Origin of the sequence: Chitinophaga rupis, assembly GCF_900109685.1 — a bacterium.
Lineage (GTDB): Bacteria > Bacteroidota > Bacteroidia > Chitinophagales > Chitinophagaceae > Chitinophaga > Chitinophaga rupis.
The window spans coordinates 273143-298239 of sequence record NZ_FOBB01000009.1 but is presented as its reverse complement, the minus strand read 5'-3'; the positions used below and the strand labels follow the sequence as shown (position 1 = coordinate 298239).

The 25097-nt window shown below is 49.9% G+C and carries 19 protein-coding genes; 8 read left to right on the top strand and 11 right to left on the bottom strand.

What is annotated here, in order from left to right; genetic code table 11:
* Positions 1–13 precede the first annotated feature (13 nt).
* From BMZ54_RS27130 to BMZ54_RS27095, 8 genes are all read left to right on the top strand, one after another.
* The gene (locus BMZ54_RS27130; RefSeq protein WP_089919429.1) at positions 14–1636 is read left to right on the top strand and encodes a RagB/SusD family nutrient uptake outer membrane protein; all 1623 of its coding nucleotides are present in this window, start codon (positions 14–16) and stop codon (positions 1634–1636) included.
* Between the two features lie 18 nt (positions 1637–1654).
* Positions 1655–2800: a SusE domain-containing protein gene (locus BMZ54_RS27125; RefSeq protein ID WP_089919427.1), complete on the top strand. Its 1146-nt coding sequence runs from the start codon at positions 1655–1657 to the stop codon at positions 2798–2800.
* A gap of 74 nt (positions 2801–2874) precedes the next feature.
* Positions 2875–4038, top strand: a complete 1164-nt coding sequence (locus BMZ54_RS27120; protein ID WP_089919425.1) for a glycoside hydrolase family 76 protein — start codon at positions 2875–2877, stop codon at positions 4036–4038.
* Positions 4039–4177: 139 nt separating this feature from the next.
* Positions 4178–5239 (top strand): sensor histidine kinase, encoded by a 1062-nt coding sequence (locus BMZ54_RS27115; RefSeq protein WP_089919423.1) that lies wholly within the window; start codon positions 4178–4180, stop codon positions 5237–5239.
* On the top strand, positions 5226–5930 hold the full coding sequence (locus BMZ54_RS27110) for a LytR/AlgR family response regulator transcription factor (protein WP_089919420.1): 705 nt from the start codon (positions 5226–5228) through the stop codon (positions 5928–5930). The genes BMZ54_RS27115 and BMZ54_RS27110 overlap by 14 nt, the downstream gene beginning before the upstream one ends.
* Positions 5931–5992: 62 nt before the next feature.
* Entirely contained in the window at positions 5993–9121 is a 3129-nt protein-coding gene (locus tag BMZ54_RS27105) for a sensor histidine kinase (RefSeq protein ID WP_162277681.1), read from the top strand.
* Between the two features lie 10 nt (positions 9122–9131).
* Complete coding sequence (locus BMZ54_RS27100) at positions 9132–9890, top strand: LytR/AlgR family response regulator transcription factor (RefSeq protein WP_089919416.1); 759 nt, start codon at positions 9132–9134, stop codon at positions 9888–9890.
* Between the two features lie 841 nt (positions 9891–10731).
* Positions 10732–11205 carry a hypothetical protein gene (locus BMZ54_RS27095; RefSeq protein ID WP_089919413.1) on the top strand — a complete coding sequence of 158 codons (474 nt, stop codon included), beginning with the start codon at positions 10732–10734 and terminating at the stop codon, positions 11203–11205.
* Positions 11206–11209: 4 nt separating this feature from the next.
* Here the strand turns inward: BMZ54_RS27095 and BMZ54_RS27090 are convergent, their stop codons facing one another.
* The 11 genes from BMZ54_RS27090 to nuoC all read right to left on the bottom strand — a co-directional run bounded on the left by BMZ54_RS27090 (position 11210) and on the right by nuoC (position 25048).
* The gene (locus BMZ54_RS27090) at positions 11210–12649 is read right to left on the bottom strand and encodes an NADH-quinone oxidoreductase subunit N (RefSeq protein WP_089919412.1); all 1440 of its coding nucleotides are present in this window, start codon (positions 12647–12649) and stop codon (positions 11210–11212) included.
* 56 nt (positions 12650–12705) lie between these two features.
* Positions 12706–14256, bottom strand: a complete 1551-nt coding sequence (gene nuoM / locus BMZ54_RS27085; protein ID WP_089919410.1) for an NADH-quinone oxidoreductase subunit M — start codon at positions 14254–14256, stop codon at positions 12706–12708.
* Between the two features lie 42 nt (positions 14257–14298).
* Positions 14299–16188 carry an NADH-quinone oxidoreductase subunit L gene (nuoL, locus tag BMZ54_RS27080; RefSeq protein ID WP_089919408.1) on the bottom strand — a complete coding sequence of 630 codons (1890 nt, stop codon included), beginning with the start codon at positions 16186–16188 and terminating at the stop codon, positions 14299–14301.
* Between the two features lie 30 nt (positions 16189–16218).
* Positions 16219–16527 (bottom strand): NADH-quinone oxidoreductase subunit NuoK, encoded by a 309-nt coding sequence (nuoK, locus tag BMZ54_RS27075; protein ID WP_089919407.1) that lies wholly within the window; start codon positions 16525–16527, stop codon positions 16219–16221.
* Complete coding sequence (gene nuoJ, locus BMZ54_RS27070) at positions 16524–17051, bottom strand: NADH-quinone oxidoreductase subunit J (RefSeq protein ID WP_089919405.1); 528 nt, start codon at positions 17049–17051, stop codon at positions 16524–16526. The genes nuoK and nuoJ overlap by 4 nt, the downstream gene beginning before the upstream one ends.
* A gap of 105 nt (positions 17052–17156) precedes the next feature.
* Positions 17157–17672, bottom strand: a complete 516-nt coding sequence (gene nuoI, locus BMZ54_RS27065) for an NADH-quinone oxidoreductase subunit NuoI (RefSeq protein ID WP_089919404.1) — start codon at positions 17670–17672, stop codon at positions 17157–17159.
* 95 nt (positions 17673–17767) lie between these two features.
* Entirely contained in the window at positions 17768–18718 is a 951-nt protein-coding gene (nuoH, locus tag BMZ54_RS27060) for an NADH-quinone oxidoreductase subunit NuoH (RefSeq protein WP_089919402.1), read from the bottom strand.
* A 22-nt stretch (positions 18719–18740) separates the two neighbouring features.
* Positions 18741–21434, bottom strand: coding sequence for an NADH-quinone oxidoreductase subunit NuoG (gene nuoG / locus BMZ54_RS27055; protein WP_089919400.1), 2694 nt, complete (start codon positions 21432–21434; stop codon positions 18741–18743).
* The gene (nuoF, locus tag BMZ54_RS27050) at positions 21415–22692 is read right to left on the bottom strand and encodes an NADH-quinone oxidoreductase subunit NuoF (protein ID WP_089919398.1); all 1278 of its coding nucleotides are present in this window, start codon (positions 22690–22692) and stop codon (positions 21415–21417) included. Before nuoF ends, nuoG begins: the two co-directional genes overlap by 20 nt.
* Positions 22693–22780: 88 nt before the next feature.
* Positions 22781–23245, bottom strand: a complete 465-nt coding sequence (gene nuoE, locus BMZ54_RS27045) for an NADH-quinone oxidoreductase subunit NuoE (protein WP_089919396.1) — start codon at positions 23243–23245, stop codon at positions 22781–22783.
* 9 nt (positions 23246–23254) lie between these two features.
* Positions 23255–25048 (bottom strand): NADH-quinone oxidoreductase subunit C/D, encoded by a 1794-nt coding sequence (nuoC, locus tag BMZ54_RS27040; protein WP_262487621.1) that lies wholly within the window; start codon positions 25046–25048, stop codon positions 23255–23257.
* Positions 25049–25097 lie beyond the last annotated feature (49 nt).

Sequence of the window (25097 nt, the reverse complement as noted above, 5' to 3'; positions counted from 1 at the left end):
AAAAAACAAATCAATGAAAAAAACACTTGTCATAATCGTTTTCGCCGTAGGGCTGTTTGCCTGCCGTAAGCTGGACCAGCCCATTACACGCGAGTTTACGGAAACAGCCTATTGGCGCGACCAACAGGATGCGCTGGATGCCCTTTCCGCCTGTTATGAGCATTTATCCAAAACGGATTATTTCTTTGGCGATGAAGGCCTGAGCGATAACGCCTATGTAAATGGCTCCGGCTTCCTGAACGTAACAGCCATTGCCAATGGCGGTTACGACCCGTCAAACGCACGCGTGGCGGATAACTGGGGCTATTACTTTACCACCATCCGCCGCTGTAACATTTTAACAGGGAATATAGATAAGGTGCCTAAGCTGGATAGCACGCTTAAGCACCGTATTACAGCAGAAGCCCGCTTTATACGCGCCTACGCTTATTTTCAGCTGGCCACCTGGTATGGGGACGTACCTTTTTTCACCAATGTCCTCTCTATAGATGAATCACGCACTATTAACCGCACACCTAAAAATACCATTATCCAGTTTGTATTGAGTGAGCTGAATGCCATCCGTGCCGACCTGCCGGTGAATAACTATTCCGGCAGCAGCGGGTATGCGGATAAGGACAAAGGCCGTATAACCCGTGGCGCCGCCATAGCCTTCAGCGCCCGCGTGCACCTGTACAACGGAGAATGGCAGGCCGTAGTAAGCGATTGTGAGCTGCTCATTAACAAAACAGAGAATGGCACTTACGGCTTAATGGATGATTATGCCAGCATTTTCACCGTGGGTAATGAGTATAACAAAGAAGTGGTGCTGGACCTGCAATATGGAGGCGGCCGTACTTATGATGTTCAGCGCGCCTTTATGCCGCAAACCGTAGCCCTGTTAAGAAGTGTGCTGGTGCCCACGCAGGACCTGGTAGATGATTACGTGATGACGAATGGTAAAGGCATTAAGGAAGCAGGCTCCGGCTATAATGAAAATGATCCCTACACCAACCGCGATCCCCGCTTTAATGCCACCATCCTGCATCATGGCTCTACGGTAACGGACTTTAACGGTGCGGTGCAAACCATTCTTACACAGCCCGGCTCCAATCCGGCCACCAATACTGTGGACGACCAGGGCGCCTCTCCCACCGGTTACTATTTTTATAAATATTACGACCGAACCTCCACCAACTACCAGTCCGGCTTAAACCTCATCCTCATCCGCTATGCCGATGTATTGCTGATGTATGCAGAGGCCAAGAACGAGCTGGCGCAGCTGGATGCCAATGTATGGAACAATACCATCCGCGCATTGCGGGTACGCGCCAAATTCACCGATGCCGGCGCTACAGAGTTCAATGCCGCTTTAACACAGGAGCAGCTGCGTACCGTTGTGCGCCGTGAAAGGCGCGCTGAGCTGGCATTTGAAGGCCTGCGTGTGTACGACATACGCCGCTGGAAAATTGCAGACCAGGTGCTGGCAAAACCGGTAAGAGGTATTAAGGTAACATCCGGCGCGTTCAACAGGGATCCCAATGGTTATATCATTGTGGCAAACCGCACGTTCACAAATCCAAAACACTACCTGTGGCCGGTGCCTACATTTGAACGCGATCAGAACAAAAATCTTTCACAAAACCAGGGTTGGTAAACCTACAAATTCCCGTATATGCTTAAACGTATAGCTTTCATATTTACCGCATTGCCCGCAGTAGCAGCTATGTTCCTGGGCAGCTGCAAAAAAGACGATTATAAGCTCAACACCAATATTAAACCGGTGGAGCACCTGGGTGCGCCGGCCGACAATAAATTCGTAAAGCTGCAGCCCGCCACCAGCGCCGCTGTTAGCTTTGAGTGGGACCAGGCCCGCGCAGAAGACGGCTCCCTGGTATTGTACGAAGTAGCCTTTGATAAAGAAGGCGGCGACTTCTCCAAGCCCATTGCCAAATACACATCAGACGGTGGCGGTGTGCAGAACAAGCTGTCCCTTTCCCACAAAGAGCTGAACACCATTGCCAACAATGCCGGCATCCCCGCATTAGGCACTGGCAAGCTCAAATGGACGGTGCTGGCCGCCAAAGGGTACAATGTACAGCCGGCAGCTGAAAGCCGCATCCTGGAAGTAGAAAGGCCCAATGGCTTTGCAGAGATCCCGGTGGATGTGTTCCTGACTGGTGAAGCTACAGAAGCAGGCGCCGACCTTTCCAAAGCCCTGCACCTGAAAAGCATCACCAGTGGCGTATTTGAAATTTATACTTCCCTGAAAGACGGTAAATACCATTTCGTGGACCGTAATACCGGCACGCCCACCATGTATTCCCTGGATGGCGCTGTGCTGAAAGAAGGTGGTGAAACCACGCAAAGCGGCGGCACTAAAGTGTACCGCATCCGTTTAGACTTTAATAACACCACCGGCACCATGACAGAGATCACCGGTATGGGATTATGGTTTGCACCGGATAATAAGATCCTGTTTAACCTTAACTATGCAGGCAATGGCACCTTTGTAGCCAGCAACCAGGTTATCACCTTTAAGCAGGAATCCTGGGGCCGTGATGAGCGCTACAAGTTCCGTATGAATGTGAAGTCAGCAGACGGTACTGCCGGTGAAGAATGGCTGGGCAGCTCCAATGCAGATAACAGCCGTCCCACAAGCGCTACACCGCTTAGTTTCTGGCAGCTTTATCCCATCGCTAACAACGATCAGTGGAACTATTGTTACAAGTTCCAGACAGAGGTAGATACCAAGAACTGTGACGTAAAAATGTACTTCCAGGCAGACAAGGCCTATACCCACGAAGTAATTGTACTGTAAGCATCAGAAAAAGGTGAAGGGTGAAATTTTTCGCCTTTCACCCTTCAAACACTTTAAACTTTTAATTCATCAACATGATCGCTTTACAACGTTTGCTGGCGCCTTGCATGCTGCTGCTGTCCGTTACCTGGGTCTCCTGCCTGAAAGAGCCGGTAGATGATGGTCCCGGCCCGGGCGCAGGCAAAGCTACCTATAAATATAACTGGCCTGCCATTGCAGATTCTGCACAGGCTTCCCTTACCGCTAATTTTTATAATGCTAACGGTAAATACTTTAATAAGAACAACGCCGGTGATGTAACCTTTAACTACTGGCCGCAGGCCCATGCGCTGGATGTGCTGGTAGATGGTTACCTGCGCAAGAACGACGCCGCCGTTAAAACCCGCATGACCGACCTGCTGGATGGTGTAAAGGCAAAGAACGGCAACACCTACATCAATCATTTTTATGATGATATGGAGTGGATGACACTGGCCTGCCTGCGCGCTTATGAAGCCACCGGCGACGACCGTTTTAAAGCCACCGCACAGGAGCTTTGGAATGATATTAAAGGAGGCTGGGACCTGGTATGGGGCGGCGGCATACACTGGAATAAAGACAAATCAAAGAATTATAAGAACACACCCGCCAATGCACCGGCCTGTATTATTGCCGCCCGCATGTACCAGGTAACGCAGGATCCTGCAGACCTGGACTGGGCAAAGAAAATTTACCAGTGGCAAAAAACCACGCTGGTAGATCCCGTATCCGGCCTGGTATACGATGGCATTAACCAGGATGGCAGCGGCACGGTGAATAAAGACTGGAAGTTCACCTACAACCAGGGCGTATTCATTGGCGCTGGTATAGAGATGTATAAGCTCACCGGTGAGCTGGGCTATTTGAACGATGCATTGAAAACAGCCAACAACGCCCTCACCGGCGATTTCACTAAAAGCAACATCCTTAAAGATGAAGGCCAGGGTGATGGCGGCTTATTCAAAGGAGTACTGGTACGCTATCTTATGCTGCTCATCACAGATGGTGACCTGGGCAGCACAGATAAAACCAAGTTTGCCAGCTTTTTACAGCTGAATGCGCAAACACTGTGGCTGCAGGGCACTGCCCGCCCGCAGGTGCTCTTCAGCCCCAGCTGGACCAGCGTTATTACCACCACCGATCTTACCACGCAGTTAAGTGGTACTATGGTGCTGGAAGCAGCTGCAAGGCTGAAAGAAATGGGTCTCATAGACAACTAGATATACAAGACCTGGCAGGGGTGGAAACCTGCCGGTCTTTTTAAATTCAGCACATCAATACCAGCTTTTCATCCATCGGTAAGCGTTTTTCATAGGTTTATGCAGTAATAACCGCCTTTTTTACGATTTTTGAAATCGCATGAGCCGGTTTTTACTGCATATTTTATTCTGGGTAGTGTACCTGCTGCAGGATTCGTTACTGCAATTTCTGTGGGTAGCCCCCGCCATTCCGCAGGTACCGGAAGGCAAAGCTTTTGTAATGGCCGTTATGGCCGGCATAGCCGCCGGTATCCCTAAAATGATCTTCGTCTATTTTATCCTGTGCTTTTCCATGAACAGGATCCTGAAAGAAGGCAGCCGCATCTGGCTGGAATCCCTTTATATTATCCTGGTGTTTATAGTAGTGCTTATATTTTACCGCGCTATCTTTTCCTATTATGTATACATGAATATCTATCACGGCTTGCTGAAACCCTCGCCCATGTTTGGCGGCAGCAGCCTGCTGGTAGCCCTTATGGACTTTGGTTTTGTAACCGGCACCGCCGTTACGCTGCACCTGCTGCGCAAACAGCTTACCAGCAAAGAGCGGGAAAAGAACCTGGTAAAAGAAAAGCTGGAAACAGAGCTTAAGTTCCTGCGCAACCAAACCAACCCGCACTTCTTATTCAATACGCTGAACAACATTTATGTGCTGGCCCGAAAAAAGTCAGACCTCACCGCAGAAATTGTGATGAAGCTGTCCAAGCTGCTGCGCTTTATGCTGTATGAAACCAGCAAAACTTTTATACCCGTAGCAGAGGAAATAAAAATGCTGGATGATTATTTAGAGCTGGAAAAGATCCGCTATAACGACCGGCTGACTATTACTTTTGAAAAAGAGATCGACAATGGCGCCTATCCCGTAGCGCCCCTGCTGCTGCTGCCTTTTGTGGAAAATGCATTTAAACATGGCGTAAGTGAATCACGGTTTGATTCTTTTATTTACATTGATATTAAATTACGGGAAGGCCGCCTTACTTTCCATATTGAGAACACAAAAGAAAACGGCGGCGCACACCCCGTAACAGATAATATCGGGTTAGGCAATGTGCGGAGGCAGCTGGAGCTGATGTATAAAGATTATCAGCTGGAGGTAGAGGACCAGCACACGCTTTTTAAAGTATACCTGACCATAAACCTGGATAGCCATGCAAAAATATAGCTGCCTTATTGTGGAAGATGAGCCGCTGGCCGCAGAAGTGCTGAGCGATTATATTCAGCAGGTGCCTTTCCTGCAGCTGCAGGGCATTTGCAGTGATGCCATTTACGCCATGGAAATACTGCAAAAAGAAAAAGTAGATGTAGTGTTCCTGGATATTCACCTGCCCAAGCTGAAAGGCATGCAGTTTATAAAAGCGCTGAAAGAACCGCCGCAGATCATTATTACCACCGCTTACCAGGAATATGCATTGCAGGGTTATGAGCTGAACGTGGTGGACTATCTGCTTAAACCCATTGAGTTCAGCCGCTTCCTGATGGCGGTGAACAAAGTACAAAAACCAGCAGCAGTATCCCCCGCAACGGCTGCTGCCGCAACCCCGGAAAGAACGCACCTGTTCTTTAACGTAAGCAAAAAAATGGTAAAGGTGTACCTGGATGAGATCTTGTACATTGAAAGCATGAAAGAGTACATCCGTATTGTAACCCGCGATAAAACTATCCTCACCAAATTCCAGCTGGGACAAATAGAAGAGCTGCTGGCCAAGAACAATTTCCTGCGCGTGCACCGCTCCTTTATTGTAGCAAAGAACAAGATAGATGCCTTTACTGCTACTGATGTAGAGATCAACGGCGCTCCCATTCCCATTGGCCGCAGTTATAAAGAGCTGGTGATGCGGGTATTGGAGCAATAAATTTCAGCTACCTGGTTTTAGCAAAAGAAAGTAACTTTGGGGCCACCCCAATGTTTACAGGTATGTATGTTCGGTTAACTATAGTACCCCTGCTATGCCTCTTTTGTAATTTGTTAACGGCCCAGGATCTTCGTGAAAGTGATTTCACCCGTTACTCCCGGCAAGAGGGTTTATCTGATGATAATATTACCAGCCTCGTGCAGGATGCCACCGGTTATATCTGGGCGGCCACGTCCTCCGGCCTCAATCGTTACAATGGCAGCCAGTTTATGCAGTTCCATAATACAGACGATAGTTTGTCGCTGCCCGCAGAAGAGATCAAAGGCCTGGTATTTTTAGGCCAATCGCGCCTGGGCGTGCGCACGGGCGTGGGCCTGCATATGATCAACACTGCTACCGGCGATGCACGTAATATCTTCATCCCCTACAAACAAAAAAAGTTCCAGTATAAGTTCAATAATATCATGTCGGTGCGGAGCTGCAACAACGGGGATATCATTGTGCTTACGCGCCCGGGCATTTACCATTACGATAAAAATTACCGCCTCGTATACAGGTATGATCATTACAAAGACAGCGAGATCACACAGCCGCTGATCTTCGGCATTGGCTTGTTGCAGCTGGATGAGCAGCGGTTCATCATCACTTCCTATTTAGGCTTTTATCTCTACAACACCGTTACACACCGGGTAAAAAAAATGGAGGCGGCAGACTGTCCGCTGCTGGCGGAATACCTGCCGCTTTCCCAATCCAAGGTGTTCCAGATCAGGACCGGCCGCTTTTTTATACTGCCTGAGAATTCCGATAGCCTCATCTATGTGGATGTGCCCACACAACAAAAAATAGTAAGCCGCCTGCCAGTGCTCCCCTACCAGGAACGGCTGATAGGCGAGCGTTCCAAGCTGATACAGGTAAATGATACACTTTTTTATTTTACCGGACAGGTATCCGGTTTTCATAAAATGATCTTTAACCCGCAAACCGGCAATGCGCACATTTTCCCGGAAAAATATTTTGCCGCCTACAGCTGCAACAGCTTGTTAAAGGACCGCGATGGCTACTTATGGGTAGGCACTAACAAGGGGCTATTCCACCAGCACAACCGCCAGGGGCGGATAGAGCAGGCCGCGCTGCCGTTAAGCATCAATACCGCATTCCCCAATTTAATAATGGATGATGTGTATGGCGCCGGCGATCAGCTGTACGTAGCCTGCCGGGAGAACGGCGGCCTGCTGGTGTTTGACAAGCAGCCTTTCCGTTTTAATAAGCGCATCAGCTTTAAAAGCTATGCCGCAGCAGCAGATAATATTTATTGCTTAGCCCCTGCAGATGAGCATAGCTTACTGGTAGGCACGGAACGTCCCCTGCTGCGCCTGGATCTGCAAACCCATAAAGTATTGCAGCACTGGGACCTGCCGGAGTATGAAGCAGCCGACCTGCAAACGGACCATCGGGGCCGTACCTGGATCACCGCAGCCAATATTTATACTTACAGCGCAGCCACCCGACAGCTGACACCCGTTAATACCGCTACGCCCCTGTACCGCGGCATACAACGCGCGCTGCGCCTGGGCCTTGACACTGCCGGCAACATATGGATGGCAGGGCATGGCCTGTGCCGTTACAACCCCTTCACCCAACAGTTTGACCGTTTGGTAGATACCTTTCCCTACATTAAAATGCCGGACCGCCAGGTGAATAATTTTGTGGTGGATGAGCACAACACTATCTGGTGTAACAGTAACAACAATGGCCTTGCCGGCTATAACCTGCGTACCGGTAAATGGCTGCATTATACACGTAGCAACGGCCTGCAGGATAATAATATTGCCGCTATGACGGTGGTAAACAACCGCCTGTGGATGGCCGGCCACTCCGGCCTCTCCTGCCTGGACCTGGCCACCCTGCGTATGGTTTCCTTTGGTAAGGAAGATGGCTTCCCCGACCTGCCGGTAGCAGACGGCAGCAAATTTTATTACGATACCGCCAGCAGGCAACTCAGCATAGGGTTTTCCCGTATTCTTGTAAAATTCGACCCTGAAAGTTTGCTTACAACAATGACGGCGCCGCCATTTTTTATTGAAAATATTAGCATCGGTGATCAGCAGGAGATCCATTTCCCTGCCAAAGAAATTACCACCAGCTGGTACCGGAATGATATTACGGTTACGCTGGGCAGCATTAATTTCCTGTACAGCAGCAGCCAGCGTTTTGCCTATCGCATCTTAAAAGCAGATAGCAGCGGCTGGCAACAGCTGGGCGTCCGGAATACCTTTAACATAGCCAGCCTGGCGCCGGGTTTATACCGCGTGCAGGTAAAGCTGTTTGCCATTAACAACCGCTGGCCTGAGCAGGTTCAGGAGTTCACTATTCGCGTGCTGCCGCCCTTCTGGCTTACGCCCTGGTTCTTTGGCCTGTTGTTATTACTGGCAGCCATAGCAGTGTACACAGTATTCAGATGGCGTACCGGCATTTTGCAACGGCAGCTGGCATCCGAACAATCACTGCGTATTAAACATGAAGAGCTGAACTCCATTAACGAGCAGCTGGCCGAGGCGCAGCTGCTGGCCCTGCAAACGCAAATGAACCCGCACTTCATTTTTAATGCGCTCAATGGTATTAAGCGAATGATACTGGAGCAGGACATCTCCAATGCATCCCGCTACCTGAGCAAGTTTGCGCAAATGATACGCCTTACGCTCAGCCAGTCCAAACAGTCTTTTGTAACGCTAAAGGAAAACATTGAGTACCTGGAAAGTTACCTGCAAATGGAAAAGCTGCGTTTTGATGACTCCTTCACCTACACCATACAAACAGATGATGAGCTGGCGGATGAAGATATTACCATTCCCACCTTAATGATACAGCCATTGGTGGAAAATGCCATCTGGCACGGGTTAATGCACCGTGAAGGAGAAAAAGCCGTGGACATTGTTTTTAGCCTGCAGGGCGAAGTGTTCACCTGCACTATTACAGATAACGGCATTGGCATACGGCAGGCGGAAAAGCTGAAACAGCAGCGCAAAACTACACACCGCTCCGTGGGGCTGGATAACCTGCGCAACCGCATCAGCATCATGAATGAGAAATATCATATGGATTGCGCATTAACCATCACAGACCGTAGCGATAACGGCCATCATAATACCGGTACACAAGCGGTGCTCCGCTTTAAACTAACTGATCTTTAAAATACACAGTATGAAAGCAATCATTGTTGACGATGAGGTGAATGGCATTGTAACCCTCCGCAAAATGCTGGAAAACAACTGCCCACAGGTGAATGTGCTGGCCAGCTGTTCCACTGCAGCCGCTGCCAGCCAAAAGCTGCAGGAGCTGGAACCCGATGTGGTATTCCTGGATATCCAGATGCCCGGTAAGAACGGCATTGAAATGCTGATGGACCTTTCACGCCAGGATTTTGAAGTGGTATTTGTAACCGCGCATAATGAGTATATGCTGCAGGCTTTACAATACAGCGCCGCAGATTATTTACTGAAGCCGGTGGATGAGGACCGCCTGATGGAAGCGGTGCAACGTGTTGAAAAAAGACGCGCTGCGGAGAAGGAGAACGAGCCTGTATCCACGCTGGCCTACAACATTCACAAAACCGGTATGCCCATGGAAATGCGCCTGTGCCTGCCTACACTCAAAGGCTTCACCGTACTAAAGCTGGATGAGATCGTGTACTGCGCAGCAGAAAGAAGCTATACTATTGTGCACCTGGTGAATAAGAGATCCATCATTGTATCCAAACCATTAAGCGATTATGATGCGCTGCTCACCGGTACTAATTTCCTGCGTGTGCATAAATCGTACCTGGTAAACCTGCAGCATGTAATTGAATACCAGCGCGGGGAAGGCGGCACTGTTATTATGACCAACGGCGCGCAGATAGAAGTAAGCCGCCGTAAGAAAGAGCCGTTTATGGCAAGGATGAAAGAGCTGTTCCATTTTTAGCAAAGGCCTTTGGAAAAGCGGAGGCTGCCGTTTATTTTAAATACAAAACCGTTCATAGTTTTCAATTTTTCAAAAAGCAGGCAACCCTTATCTTTACTGCCGATTCACATTTTTATTAACCCTTAAAAACATTTCACATTGAGTACAAAAGAACAGTATTGCTGAAGCATGCCGAACTACCTTCAGCAACTTGAAGCTGACCCCATTTACACAGAATTGGAAAACAGATTTTTAAACAGCTGCTCCCGCTGCGGTAATACCCGTAGCCGGGTTGTGGAGATATTATATCTTCTGCTGATCATGACATTACAGGAAAGTCCTTTTCCAGGGATTTTGTCTTCATCAGTTTGTGGCCCCAAAAACATATTGCTTTCAGCATCACTATGTACGCCACATTCAAAAGAGAAACCCCTTTCAGTATAGGTATGACACGAACAGGGGCCGAACTACTACCTCCCCTGTCGCATGTAAGCTGCTGCTATTCTTTGGCGGGAGTGGTCCGGGATCATGGGTGGAAAGGCATTATGCCTGCCCATCCATGATATACGGCGCCTTACCATATATATTGCGGAGTTTTAAGATCGTACACCATTAACCGCTTACAACAACCGGCGGGCTGTTTGCAACCTACCAACGCCTTTCCGCCATTACGGGGTGCTGTTTGTATACGCTTCCCGGCCCCTGGTTGAATTTGTTACAAGCCCTGATGATCCTTGTTTACATTTGATTTGATCTTTAATTCAACCAATTCATGATCCCAGCTCCTTCCGCCAAAAAGGTTACAGCAAATCAATTATAGCTCGTAAACGGGAACCATGCTTTAAAAAAGGAAACAAGAATTATGACAGCGCATTCTGTAGCATCAAATGTAAACACCATTTTACGGACCGGGCTAATAGCCGGCACCCTGGACATTCTCTCTGCCATTACCGTGTATGCGCTTATTATGGGGAAAGCTACACCCGTGCAGATCCTTCAGGGCGTTGCCAGTGGCATATTTGGCAGGGAAGCATTTGCCGGCGGTGTTACCATGGCCTTAACAGGGCTGCTGTTCCATTACGCTATTGCGCTCATCTTTACAACAGTTTATTTCCTGTTGTATCCCCACCTGCCTTTTTTACACCGGCAGTGGGTAGTAAGCGGCGTATTGTTCGGCGTACTGGTATGGCTGGTAATGAACCTGGCCGTATTGCCCCTTTCTAATTTTCAGCAGGCGCCTTTGCGCTGGGCGCCTGCTTTATTAGGCATGGCTATTATTGTTGTAATGATAGGGTTACCGATTGCTTTTAATGTACAGAAGTATTACCGGTATTAATGTATCATTTTATCAGCGTCATCATTTGCTGTATCAGCTGCATCATAGCCGTGGGGTATACGCCCAAACCTACCAGCAGCATTACTATCAGGCCCAGGGTAATATTACCGGCCAACGGTAAGGAAGGTTTGATGAAAATACGTTGAGACGTATCCGTAGTGCGGAACATCATAGCCACCACCCTCATATAATAGTACAGGCCTATAACACTATTGATCACCAGCATCAGGAGCAGGAACCAATGGTGCCCGTCAACGCCGGCCATTACAATATAGAACTTGCCAATGAAACCCGCTGTAAGCGGAATGCCTGCCAGGGATAACAGCATCACCGTAAATACCAGCGCCACCCAGGGATAACGCCAGAACAGGCCCCGGTAATCCTCCACCGTTTCCGCATCCTGCACGCTGCTGCTCATTACAATCAATACACCAAATGCACCAATGCTGGTGGGGAAATAGGCCGTCAGGTAAAAAGCAATAGCCTCCAAACCCGATTGCGTATCAGATAAAAAAGCCACCAGCAAATAACCCAGGTGTGCAATGGAAGAATAAGCCAGCATACGCTTAATATTCTGCTGCGTAAGGGCCAGCAGATTGCCCACAAACATTGAAGCAATGGCTGTAATAGCCAGTATCCACCACAACATGGTATAATTGCGGCCATCAATATCCTGGTAAAAACGGATCAGCACCACCAGCACCCCGCCTTTTGAAATAGTAGCCACAAAAGCAGCTACCGGTAGCGGCGCTCCTTCATAAATATCCGGCGCCCACATATGAAAAGGCACAATACCCAGCTTAAAACCAATCCCTATCAGCATCAGCCCAAAACCCGCAATTACAGGCAGCGGAAAAGTGCCGGCCTGCCGCAGGTAAGCGCCAATACCGGGAAAATCCATATGCCCGGTGAAACCATATACCAGCGCCATCCCGAACAATAAGAACGCGGAGGACAACGCCGCCAGTATCAAATATTTTATGCCCGCTTCATCTGAGCGCTGACGGGCACGCAGATACGCAATAAGGCCATACAGGCTAATGCTCAGCATTTCAAGCCCCAGGAAGAACGACATAAAATGCCGGCTGATCACCAGCACCAGCGCACCGGCAGTAGCCAGCAGCAACAGCAGGTAATACTCCTCCTTACGTTCTTCCCGCTCCTCAAAATAGTTATAGGATAACAGTACAATGATCAGCCCCGACCCTACAATAGCGCCGCTGTTGAACAGCGCAAACATATCTATTACTATCAGCGGGGCAATGGTATGTGGCAACAGTGTGGCCACCGGCACTACCGACATCAGCGCCAGCGCAAAGGCCACCAGGGTTACATAATATATAAGCCGGTGATTACGCCAGATCGCTACCAGCAGCATACACAATACCGCTGCTCCGCAGATATTGAATAAAGGCCCCAGGCTGAGTAAGTCTTCGAAAGTCATAGCAGAGTGAATTACGAATTATCAATTACGAATTGAGTAGAGCATGGACGATACTGTTACGGCGCATGATTAATTACGAACGATGAATCACTTACTGGCACTACACGCCCACTGCTTTCAGCTTGTGGAACATGCGGCGCGGAGAATGTCGTAATCCGTAACTCGTAATTCGTAATGGTGCCCAGCACCGTTTGCGGATACACGCCCAGCCACAATATCACTACTACCAACGGCGCCATGATCAGCCATTCCCGCAACCCCAGGTCCGGCAGGGCATACTGCCGCTCTGACTGTCCGAAGAATACTTTTTGCATAATGCGCAGGGAGTATACCGTGGCAATCACCAACCCGATAGTAGCCAGTATGGTCATGATATGGTTTGCCTGCCAGCTGCCTAACAGGATCATGAACTCCGCTACAAAATTTCCCAGCCCGGGCAATCCCAGCGATGCCATTACAAAGATCATGGTTACAGTGCCCATAGCCGGCATGGCAGGCCATAACCCGCCCATACGGCTTAGCTCACGGGTATGCATACGCTCATACAAAGCGCCCGCTATCATGAACAAAGCCCCGGTGCTAATACCATGTGCGATCATTTGCATCACCACACCCTTATAGGCCAGCTCATTAAAAGCAAAAGCGCCCAGCAGCACAAAACCCATATGGCTAACGCTGGTATAGGCAATTAAGCGTTTCAGATCCGGCTGCGAATAAGCCAGCTGCCCGCCGTACAAAATACCTGCTACACCGAGCAGCATAGCCCAGGGTGCAAAGTCATGCGATGCAGCCGGGAAAAGCGGCAGCACAAAACGCAGAATGCCATACGCGCCTGTTTTTAATAACAGCCCTGCCAGCACCACGCTACCGGCGGTAGGCGCTTCAGTATGCGCATCGGGCAGCCAGGTATGAAAGGGAATAGCCGGCAGCTTTACAACAAAGGCCACCAGGAAACCCAGCATCAGCCATTGTGCTACCGCGCGCTCCATAGGAGTATTTAACAGGTAAAAATAATCGAACGTATATACGCCGGTGTTAGCGCCATGAATAAAGTACAGGCCCAGTATAGCCAGCAGCATTAACAGCCCGCCGGCCTGCGTAAAAATGAAGAACTTATACGCCGCATATTCCCGCCGCTCATGCCCCCATATCCCTATCAGGAAGTACATGGGTATTAACATCACCTCCCAGAAAAAGTAAAACAGGAACAGGTCCATGGTCAGGAACACACCGGCTATGCCGGCAATTACAAACAGCAGGTTAAAGTGAAAGAAGCCAATTTTAAATTTTATTTCCCGCCATGATATTAATACGGATAATGCGCCCAGGAAAAAAGTAAGCGCCAGCATTACCAGGCTTAGTCCGTCCATAGCCAGGTGCAGGCTAATACCAAAATGAGGGATCCACGGTTGCTGCCAGTTGTACATCCAGTGCCCGGCAGGCGTTGGATCTGCAGCGTTGCTCACCCACAAAACGGTTACCAGCAGCAGGCCGCACAACAGGCTTACCAGCGCAATCCACCGGCATAGCGCAATGTTCCTGGCCGATGCCAGCCAGGAAAGCAAAGCGCCGAACATTGGGATCAGTATAATATATAACAGGACCATGCGGATTTACGATTTAAGATTTACGATTTTAGATCTCAGACCTTATACATATACACGCCATATCAGCACGCTTAATATCACCACAGCGCCCAGCACTACGCCCATAATATACCAGCGCAGAAGGCCGCTTTGCGTGCGGGCCAGCATATTATGTAACCACTCCGTGATACGGGCCAGCGTAGTATAGATGCGGTCTATCATATCGCGGCGGTTCATGCGGGCCGTACGCACAAAAGGATGTACCAGCATTTCATCATACAGGGCATCAAAGGCCCAGCCGCTGAACCATAATTTGCGCAGCCAGCGCATAAAAGGCATTTGCGAAAAACGCAGCATGCCATCCGGCCTTTCTATTACCCATACCCAGGCAATGTAAATACCCAGGAAGGTAAGTCCCGCAGCCAGCAGCTGTGAGGTCCATTCCAGCGCAGTAGATTCCTGCTGCAGCTGCACGGCCGGTAATATATGCTGCAGCCAGTCACTGAACAGTGTTACATGTCCCATGGTATGCGGCAGCTCCACAAAACCGGCCAGGGTGCTGCACAGCGCCAGTATGTACAGCGGTATCATCATGCTGTTGCCCGGTGCATGCGGCGTGTGGTGCGATGCTTTAGGCCCGTAAAAGGTGAGGAACACCATGCGGAAAGTGTACATAGCTGTAAGGAAAGCGCCGGTAATAGCAGCAATCCAGTAAAACGTATGTCCGTGCACGGAGGACCATGCCAGCCACACGATCTGATCTTTACTATAAAAGCCGGATGTAATAAAAGGGATGGCCGACAGCGAGGCTGAACCAATTAAAAATACCCAGAACACCGCCGGCAGCTGTTTACGCAGCCCGCCCATTTTAAACATATCCTGCTCATGATGCATGGCTACGATCACCGCGCCTGCGCCCATGAACAACAAGGCTTTAAAAAATGCATGTGTTACAAAATGGAAAATAGCGGCCGACCAGGCCCCTACGCCCAGCGCCAGGAACATATACCCTATCTGACTGATGGTGGAATAGGCCAGCACCCGTTTAATATCTGTTTGCACCAATGCGCTGCAGCCCGCCAGTAATAAAGTAACTGCGCCAATAACGGCTACCCCGGTTTGTGCAGCCGGGGCCAGCTCAAACAATACATGTGTACGTGCAATCAGGTACACGCCCGCAGTGACCATGGTAGCTGCATGTATCAATGCGCTTACCGGTGTAGGGCCGGCCATAGCATCCGGCAACCAGGTTTGCAGCGGCAATTGTGCCGACTTGCCCACTGCGCCGCCTAATAACAAAAAAGCGATCAATACAATGGTGCTGTTACCCGCAGCCCATAGCTGTGGGGCCTGATCCAGGATCTGTTGTATCTGTAAAGTACCGGTGTACTGGAATAACATGAACAGGGCAATGGCCATGGCAGTATCGCCCACCCGTGTTACAATAAAGGCTTTGCGGGCCGCATATCCATTGGCAGGATCCTTATACCAGAAACCTATCAGCAGGTAACTGCACAAACCAACACCTTCCCAGCCAAAGTATAACAGCAATAAATTATCCGCCAGCACCAGCAGCAGCATAGCGCCTACAAACAGGTTCATACAGGCAAAAAAGCGGCTGTAATCCGCATCCTCTGCCATGTACCCGGTAGAATATACATGAATAAGAAAACCTACAAACGTGATCACAAATACAAAGGCCAGCGATAAGGCATCCAGCCGCAGGTCAATACCCGCGGTGAAGGAACCGGCCTGCATCCAGGTCCATAAGTGCTGTACTATAATATGCTCACCGGATTGCAGGAACGGTAATCCCAACACCAATGTAATAGCCGCCGCTATTCCCATACTGCCGCAGGCAATCACAGAAACCGCCGCCTTGTTCAGGGAGCGCCCGGCCAGTATAAGTACCAGGGCAGAAAAGAATGGCAATGCCGGTATGAGGAAAAGCATAAAACAATGATTTATGATTTGTTGTACTTTTTATCCCTTCATCCTGCTGGCTTCATCACTATCCAGTGATTTTAGCTGGTGATAGAGCTGCAGGATCAGCGCCAGCCCCACAGATACTTCTGCAGCAGCCATTGACAGAATGAACATGAACATTACCTGCCCGTCCGGCTGCGCCCAGTGTGAGGAAGCCACTATAAAGGCCAGCCCCGCCGCATTCAGCATAATCTCTACCGACAGCAGCATAAAGATCATGTTACGGCGTATCAGCATACTGATAAGCCCCAGCACAAAGAGGATCCCGGCCAGTGTCATGCCTGCAGTTGTTGGATGAATATTCATGATGGTTTGCTTTGAAGAAAACGGTGTAAGGTTTTTGGTTGCTGCCGGCCTAAATGATATGCGCCCACAATGCCCGCCATCAGCAGCATAGCGCTAAGCTCCACGGCCAGTATATAAGGCCCGAACAAGCTACGGCCCACCGCTTTAGGCGGTACTTCCTTAATACCGGTAACGGGCGTATGATTTTGCGCGATCAGATACACCAGCTCCCCCAGCAGTATTACGCAAAACAAGGCGGGCACCATCCACATACCAGGCTTTAACCACTGCTTTTCTAAACGCGTGCTTTCCGGTCCCAGGTTCAGCATCATTACAAAAAAGATGATCAGCACCATAATAGCGCCGGCATACACAATGATTTCAAGTGAGGCCATATAAGGCGCGCCATACAGGTAAAAGATCACCGCTACCGACAACAGCGACACGATCAGGTACAGCAATGCATGCATGATATTGAACCGCGTTACTACCATCGCGGTAGAGAAAACAGCAATAGCCGCTGTTATGTAAAAGAAAACGCCCATGGGATTTACGATTTACGATTTTAGATCTTAGATTTTTTGAAGAACGATGAATGGAGCATAACACATTCAAATCGTAAATCGTAAATCTAAAATCTAAGATCCTTCTTACGGTAATAAGCTCTTGATATCTACCGGCGGCTCTTCATGTTCGGCTTCGCCTTTTGCTTTGCCATCTATTGCCATGCCGGCCACCCTGTAATAATTATAACCCGGGTATTTACCCTCGCTGTTGATCAGCAGGTTTTCCTTTTCATACACCAGGTTCTGGCGGTTATATTCCGCCATTTCAAAATCAGGTAACAGTTGTATGGCGTAGGTAGGACAGGCCTCTTCACAAAAACCGCAAAAGATGCAGCGCGAAAAATTGATCCTGAAAAATTCCGGGTAACGCCGCCCGTGCTCATCTTCCGTTGCCTGCAGCGAAATACAATCCACCGGGCAGGCCGCCGCGCATAAGTAACAGCCCACACAGCGCTCACCTCCATCAGGATCGCGGGTAAGGGCTATGCGGCCCCGCCAGCGGGCCGGCAGCGGCGCTCTTTCCTCAGGATACTGGTAGGTTTCCCTTTTATGGAACATGTGCAGGAAAACCAGCCACATACTGCGCAACAGACTAAACATAGTTTTAGATTTTAGATCTTAGATTTTAGATTTAGAAGAACGACGAATGGAGCATAACGCATTCAAATCGTAAATCGTAAATCTCAAATCTGAAATCAGATGAGTAATTTAATAGCAGCCGTTATCAACAGGTTTACCAGTGACAACGGAAATAAGATCTTCCATCCGTATTCCATCAGCTGATCATACCGCGGACGTGGCATAGACGCCCTTAACAGGATGAACAGCATAATAAACACAAACGTTTTTAATACAAACCAGATCACTGGCGGAAGAAAAGCAGGTCCCAGCCAGCCACCGAAATATAATGTTACCACCATGGAGGAGATCAGCGTGATTCCCATATACTCCCCTATGAAAAACATACCGAACTTCATACCGGAATACTCCGAGTGAAAGCCCGCCACCAGCTCACTTTCCGCTTCCGGTATATCAAAGGGCAGGCGGTGTGTTTCCGCAATACCCGCAATCAGGAAAATAAAAAAGCCTACACATTGCGGCAGGATGAACCAGCCGTTCTTTTGCGCTGCTACGATCTCACTGAGGTTAAAGGAACCACTCATGATAACCACGCCCATCAGGGACAGGCCCATAAAAACTTCATAGCTGATCATTTGCGAAGCGCCACGCATAGCGCCCAGCAAAGCATACTTATTATTGGAGGCCCAGCCGCCCAGCACAATGCTGTACACACCCATGGACGACATGGCCAGGAAGAATAATACCCCTACATTAAAATCCGCCACCACCACATTGGGTGCAAACGGTATAATAGTAAAGCTTAACAGCACACTGGCCACTACTACTGCCGGCGCAAATACAAACACCACTTTATCCGCAAAAGGCGGAATCCAATCCTCCTTAAAGAAAAGCTTGATGGTATCTGCCAGCACAATGAACAGCCCAAAAGGCCCGGCGCGGTTAGGCCCGTATCTGTCCTGCCACAGGGCCAGCATCCTGCGTTCCAGCCATATTAAACCGGCTGCTGTGTTCAGGATCACGAACAGTACGCCACCAATAACTAACCAATAATGACCAGCACTCATAAAAAATGTTTTTGAAGCTCATCTATAATTTCGCAAGCACCGGCACCCCAACTACATCTATCCCCGGCAAACCTACCGGTATCCCGGCCATGCCTTTATGCAGCCTGGCATCGGTTTTTACCGTAAACGTATATGGATGCCCGTTAACCGATAGCTGCAGCTGATGCGATTCCACTACCTGGTAACGCTGCGCATCTTCCGGATTCAGCAAAATGTAAGGCGCCGGCATACGTTCTGCCACTGCAGGCGTATGTACGCTCAACTCTTCTGATCCGAAAATGTGGTATAAAGGCACCAGCATTAAATGCCCGGCCAGCGGAACAAAATTGTCCGGTGAATAGGAAAAATAAGGCGCCTGCCCGTTAGCTTTGGGCTCTATCAGCCGCTTGCCCGAATCCCCGTCGTGCAAAGAGCAGCCTACCTCTGTCTGGAATTTGTTGATGGATTGCACGGAGTTCCAGCCCGGCCACCAGAAGAAGGGTATCATGGAGGATGGCGGTTCCCCGCGGTAACCTTCCATGGTGAACGACAAAGCCGTATCCGCATCTTCCGGCGGTTTGGGTTCGCTCACATTTACATTGGCCAGCATAGCTGTGCGGCCGCTGTAACGGTGTGGTTCCCGCGGTATCTTTTGCCCGGCTATACGAAAATCGGCCGGTGGGGTTAAATGATCTATGCCTGCAAAGATGGCCGCTGAACGTGCCAGCGCCTGCGTTACATCATCGAGGTACACCAGGTTTTTTAAGCGTGCATTATTAGTAGCAGCGCCCAGCTGTAATAACCAGCGCCAGCTTTCCTGCACCACGCCGCTGCCTGCAAATACCTGGAAGAAACGTTGCGCCCGGCCTTCATTATTCACCAGCGTACCGTCTGATTCTGCAAAGGTGCCGGCAGGCAATAATACCGTGGCTTTTTCTGCAGTAGCATTGTACAGGTGATCGAGCAATACCACTTCCTTACAATGCTGAAAGAACTGGTCTGCTATATGCCGGTCTAAGCGCCGGTACAGGTCATTTTCCAGGATAATAACAGTATCTATGTCTCCGTCCAGTACTGCATTCACCGCAGTTTCCAGGCGATGGCTGCCCAGCATTTCCAGGCCCAGGCTGTTACATTCCGGTGTAGTAAGCACCAGCATAGCTGCTTTGCCTTTTTGCTGTAATGCCCAGCTGATATTGGCGGCTTCCCGCATGGTACCTTCACAGCCGCAGCCATAGCCGGCAATGATCAAAGGCCGTTCTGCGGCCAGTAATGCATCGGCAATGGCCTGCGCCAGCTGCTGCTCCTCTTCCGAAAGGTCTTTTACAGCCGCTACCGGAGCGCCTAATAGCTGGCTCACGGCAAAGCCTATACGGGTAATGTTATCCGGGGCGGTATGATAAGTGCGGGTGGCTATTTCATCCAGCCCGGTGGGTTGTATATGCAATATATAAAAAGGTCCGTGTTTATCCTGCATGGCTTCACGCACCGCCGCATCCTGCCAGGCCGGCACATGCGTGGTGTTCATAGCATCCTGTAAGGGTTGCTTACGTACCGCCTGCCGAACAGATAAGGCCATCATAGGCGCGGTGTTCAACAGGTCTTCACCCAGTATCAGCACCGCATCTGCAGTAGCTGCCTCCTGCATGGAGGGTGTGCGCACAGGCCCGTTCTTTAATATTTTCAATGCCAGCGTGGCCAGGTCATGTTCTGCATCTGACATGCCCAGGTAAAAATTATCTTCCCCTACCAGCTGCTGTAATACAAAGTTAGATTCCAGCGAAGCGCGCGGGGAACCAATGCCAATAGTGCGCCCGGGGGGAAGCTTGTCCTGTAAATATTGCAATGCAGCACCGGGATCAATAGCATGATCCATAAGACCGCGGATGGCCACCTCCCGTATGCGGCGCTCACTGTTCACAAACTCATAACCATAACGCCCGCGGTCGCAAAGGAAATAGCCGTTCACGGCACCGTTATAGCGGCTGCTGATCTGCCGTAAGGAACCATAACGCTCACCGGCAATAATATTACAGCCCAGGCCACAGCCCTGGCAAATGGAGGGCGCATAGGTCATATCCCATTTGCGGGTATAATGCTGTTTGAGTGTTTTGTCTGTAAACACGCCCGTAGGGCAGACCTCAGCCAGGTTGCCGCTGAACTCACTTTCCAGCGTACCCTCTTTATAACGGCCAAAGTATACATGGTTATGCGCGGCAAAAACATCCAGGTCCTTGCCGCCTGCAAAATCTTTATAAAAACGCACGCAACGGTAACACTGGATGCAGCGGTTCATTTCATGGTTCAGGAAAGGACCCAGGTATTGATTTTTATAGGTGCGTTTGGAAAAATGATAGTTGCGGTAGCTATGCCCGGTCATTACCGTCATATCCTGCAAATGGCAGGAGCCGCCTTCGTCACACACAGCACAGTCATGCGGGTGGTTGGTCATCAGCCAGCCTATTACCTGCTCCCTGAAAGCAGCTGCTTCCTTATCGCTAACGGATATACGCAGCTGATCTTTTACCGGCTCCATGCAGGACATGATCAGCTTTCCTTTGGTATCTTTTTCATCCTTAAATGATTTTACCGCGCATTGCCGGCAGGCGCCTACAGAGCCCAGCGCCGGGTGCCAGCAAAAATAAGGCAGGTCCAGGCCCAGCGACAGGCAGGTTTCCAGCAGGTTCTTGCCTTCCTTTACTTCGTATGACTTGCCATCAATGTGTATGATTGCCATAGGGACATTTTTTTTCGTGTACATGCTGTTCAAAATCTTCCCGGAAATATTTCAGCGCGCTTTGCAATGGTTCCATAGCGCCGGGGGCCAGCGCGCAAAAAGTATTACCCGGTCCCAGCAAATGCGTATGCATTTCCAGCTGTACCAGGTCTTCTTCCGTGCCATGCCCCTGTTCCAGGGCATACAATATTTTTTCGGTCCAGGGTAAACCTTCCCGGCAGGGCGTACAAAACCCGCAGGATTCCTGTGCAAAGAAATGCTCCAGGTTATGTACAAAGCCCACCGGACAGGTTTGGTCGTCCAGCACCACCATAGTACCTGTGCCCAGGCGGCTGCCCGCTGCAGCTACAGCGGTAAAATCCATGGGAGTATCCAGGTGGTCAGCTGTTAAAAAATCCGTGGATGCACCGCCGGGTAAAGCCCCGCGGAAACGGTAGCCGTTTTGCATACCACCGGCATAATCTTCCAATAGTTCGCGCATAGTTACGCCCATGGGCAATTCCCAGGCGCCGGGTTTATTTACGCGTCCGCTCACACCATATATTTTCGTACCCCCGTCGCCGGTACGGCTCAGGGACTGGAACCAGGCGGCTCCTTTATTGACTATATGTGGAATGAAACAAAGCGTTTCTACATTGTTTACGATGGTTGGATGGCCAAACAAACCGCTGATCTGCGGAAAAGGCGGTTTGGCACGGGGTACGGCGCGCTTGCCTTCCAGTGAGTTCAGCAGGGCGGTTTCCTCCCCGCACATATAGCGGCCTACGCCGGTGTGCAGGTGCATTTCCAGGGAAAAATCCTTTCCTAAGATATTGTTGCCTAAATAACCGGCAGCATATGCTTCACTCAGCGCTTTGCGGATCACCTGTGCCGCTTCTTTATATGCCCAGCGCAGGAATACAAATGAGGTAGTGGCCTGTATAGCATAGGCCGTGAGGATCATGCCTTCTATTAACTGGTGCGGATTACCTTCCAGCAGCCAGCGGTCTTTGAAAGTACCGGGTTCCATTTCATCGGCATTTGCCACCAGGTATTTGGGACCTTTTACATTCATAGGTACAAAGCTCCACTTCATACCTGTGCTGAAACCTGCGCCGCCCCTGCCCCGCAGGTTAGATTCTTTTATGAGCGCAGTCACCTCCTGCGGCGCCATTTGCTGTAATGCTTTGCGTAATGCCTGGTAGCCCCCCAGAGCTTCATAAGCCCTGAGGTCCAACGACAAGCCGGGTTGAATATCCGATGTAAGCGGAGCCTCCATAATTTATTTGCAGTTTATAGTTGCCAGCTGGCAGTTCACGATGAGCGTTTGCCTGACTGCAAACGGCCCACTGGCAACTGCCAGCTATTTATTCATACTTATCCAGTATCTCACCGATATTTTTCCCATTCAGATCCCGGTAAAGATCTTCGTCTATCATTAAAGCCGGCGCATGATCACAGGTACCCAGGCAGGCATTGGGCAGCAGCGTAAAACGCCCATCCGGCGTGGTTTGCCCGTATTTGATCTGCAACAGCTCCATCAGCGTTTTGCGGATATTCTCATAACCCATTACCCAGCAGCTGATGCTGTCACATACCAGGATCACATGGCGGCCAACCGGCTGCCGGAAAATGAGATTGTAAAAGGTAGCCACGCTATCTACTTCATCCGCACTCATACCTAACAGCGCAGCAATATCTTCCACGTTCTCATCAGATACCCAGCGGCGCTGCTGCTGCACTATCTTCAATGCTTCTATTACCGCCGCTTTTTTTACAGGCACCTGCTGCAGCTCATGCTCTATTTTTGATATTTCTGTTTGTGTTAACATAGTATCGGTTTATCTATCAATATCCGCCAGCACATAATCCATCCCGCCCAGTATAGATAGCAGATCTGCCACCGTATAGCTGCGGGCGATGTAAGGGATCATTTGCATATGCGGGAAAGAGGGTGTGCGTACTCTTACACGGTAAGGCGAGGTATTGCCATCGCTGGTAAGATAATAGCCGTTCCATCCTTTGGTAGCTTCTATACAGCTCATGGCCTCACCGGCCGGTATTACCGGGCCCCAGCTAACATTGAGGAAATGGTGGATCAGCGTTTCAATATCGTGCATGGTATACTGCTTCACCGGTGGCGTGGCCAGCGGGTGGTGCGACTTGAAATCCCCTGCCGGCATATGTTCCAGGCACTGCTCAATAATGCGCAGGCTTTGCCGCATTTCGTCTACCCGTACCCGTGCCCGGTCATAACAATCTCCGTTGTTGGCAGTTGGTATTTCAAAAGCAAAGTTCTCATACCCGCTGTAAGGCCGCATTTTACGCATATCCCATTCCAGGCCGCAGGCGCGCAAACCGGGGCCGGTAACGCCCCATTCAATAGCTTCTTCCAGCGTGTAAATGCCAATGCCTACGGTACGTGCTTTAAACAAAGCATTCTGCATTACCATCTTATCATACTCGCGCAGCTTGGGCGGGAAATAGCGGATAAACTCGCGCACCAGCTTATCCCAGCCATTGGGCAAGTCCTGTGCTACGCCGCCTATACGAAACCAGTTAGGATGCATACGGCCGCCGCAAATAGCTTCTATAATCTCAAATACGCGTTCCCGGTCGGTGAACATATAGAACACAGGCGACAGCTGCCCTACATCCTGCGCAAAGGTGCCATACCATACCAGGTGGCTGGCAATGCGGAAGAACTCACACAGCATAACGCGTATCACCTGCGCACGCAGCGGCACTTCAATACCGGCCAGCTTTTCAACAGACAGCAAATAGGCCAGGTTGTTCATAACCCCGCCTAAATAGTCAATACGGTCGGTATAGGGAATATAGGTATGCCATGACTGACGCTCGCCCATTTTCTCCGCACCACGGTGGTGAAAGCCAATGTCGGGCACTGCGTCTACAATGTCTTCTCCGTTCAGCTGCAGAATAATACGCAGCACGCCATGCGTGCCGGGGTGCTGGGGGCCTATGTTCAGGAACATAAAATCCGCATCTTCGCTATGCAGCTTCAGGCCCCAGTCTTCCGGGCGGAACTGCAGGGCTTCCTGCTCCCGGTCTACCTTTTCATCAAACAGTTTGAATGGTCCCATTTCCGTGGCGCGCGCAGGATGTTCTTTGCGCAATGGGTGACCTTCCCAGGTGCTGGGCATTAAAATACGTTTCAGTAAGGGATGGCCGTCAAAGCGGATACCGAACATGTCAAACACTTCGCGCTCATACCAGTTGGCGGCAGGCCATATATGGGTGATGCTGGGCAGGGAGGGATACTCGCCCCGCAATCCTACTTTCAGACGCAGGAAAGCATTTTGCCCGAAGGAGAAAAGGTGGTAAACAACGGTGAAGTCAAAGGGTATATGTCCGTTCTGCGGTCTTTTATACGCACGCTCATCAATGGCCGTAAGGTCATAGAGCATGCGGTAAGGAAGGTTAATATCGGATTTCAGGTATTGCAGCACGGTCACCAGCTTTTCCTGCGGCACCCAAAAGGTGGGCATGGCATCGCGGGTTACCTGTTCTTTACAGGTTTGTTCTCCAAAGCGGGCATCCAGTGCTGATTTAATATCGTTCATATTGTTTCGTTGCAGTTTTCTTAAGGGTACTTTAATAATCCCACTCCCCACCCCTTACCATTTCACGCAAAACACTTCTATTCGTTACGGGTCGTGGACC

Coding starts and splice junctions, on each gene's coding strand:
- BMZ54_RS27100 (WP_089919416.1), top strand. CDS start 9,132: ATGAAAGCAATCATTGTTGACGATGAGGTGAATGGCATTGTAACCCTC.
- nuoE (WP_089919396.1), bottom strand. CDS start 23,245: ATGTTAACACAAACAGAAATATCAAAAATAGAGCATGAGCTGCAGCAG.
- nuoI (WP_089919404.1), bottom strand. CDS start 17,672: ATGTTTAGTCTGTTGCGCAGTATGTGGCTGGTTTTCCTGCACATGTTC.
- BMZ54_RS27115 (WP_089919423.1), top strand. CDS start 4,178: ATGAGCCGGTTTTTACTGCATATTTTATTCTGGGTAGTGTACCTGCTG.
- BMZ54_RS27130 (WP_089919429.1), top strand. CDS start 14: ATGAAAAAAACACTTGTCATAATCGTTTTCGCCGTAGGGCTGTTTGCC.
- nuoG (WP_089919400.1), bottom strand. CDS start 21,434: ATGGCAATCATACACATTGATGGCAAGTCATACGAAGTAAAGGAAGGC.
- BMZ54_RS27095 (WP_089919413.1), top strand. CDS start 10,732: ATGACAGCGCATTCTGTAGCATCAAATGTAAACACCATTTTACGGACC.
- BMZ54_RS27120 (WP_089919425.1), top strand. CDS start 2,875: ATGATCGCTTTACAACGTTTGCTGGCGCCTTGCATGCTGCTGCTGTCC.
- BMZ54_RS27125 (WP_089919427.1), top strand. CDS start 1,655: ATGCTTAAACGTATAGCTTTCATATTTACCGCATTGCCCGCAGTAGCA.
- nuoF (WP_089919398.1), bottom strand. CDS start 22,692: ATGGAGGCTCCGCTTACATCGGATATTCAACCCGGCTTGTCGTTGGAC.
- nuoL (WP_089919408.1), bottom strand. CDS start 16,188: ATGCTTTTCCTCATACCGGCATTGCCATTCTTTTCTGCCCTGGTACTT.
- nuoH (WP_089919402.1), bottom strand. CDS start 18,718: ATGAGTGCTGGTCATTATTGGTTAGTTATTGGTGGCGTACTGTTCGTG.
- nuoK (WP_089919407.1), bottom strand. CDS start 16,527: ATGAATATTCATCCAACAACTGCAGGCATGACACTGGCCGGGATCCTC.
- BMZ54_RS27090 (WP_089919412.1), bottom strand. CDS start 12,649: ATGACTTTCGAAGACTTACTCAGCCTGGGGCCTTTATTCAATATCTGC.
- BMZ54_RS27105 (WP_162277681.1), top strand. CDS start 5,993: ATGTATGTTCGGTTAACTATAGTACCCCTGCTATGCCTCTTTTGTAAT.
- BMZ54_RS27110 (WP_089919420.1), top strand. CDS start 5,226: ATGCAAAAATATAGCTGCCTTATTGTGGAAGATGAGCCGCTGGCCGCA.
- nuoJ (WP_089919405.1), bottom strand. CDS start 17,051: ATGGGCGTTTTCTTTTACATAACAGCGGCTATTGCTGTTTTCTCTACC.
- nuoM (WP_089919410.1), bottom strand. CDS start 14,256: ATGGTCCTGTTATATATTATACTGATCCCAATGTTCGGCGCTTTGCTT.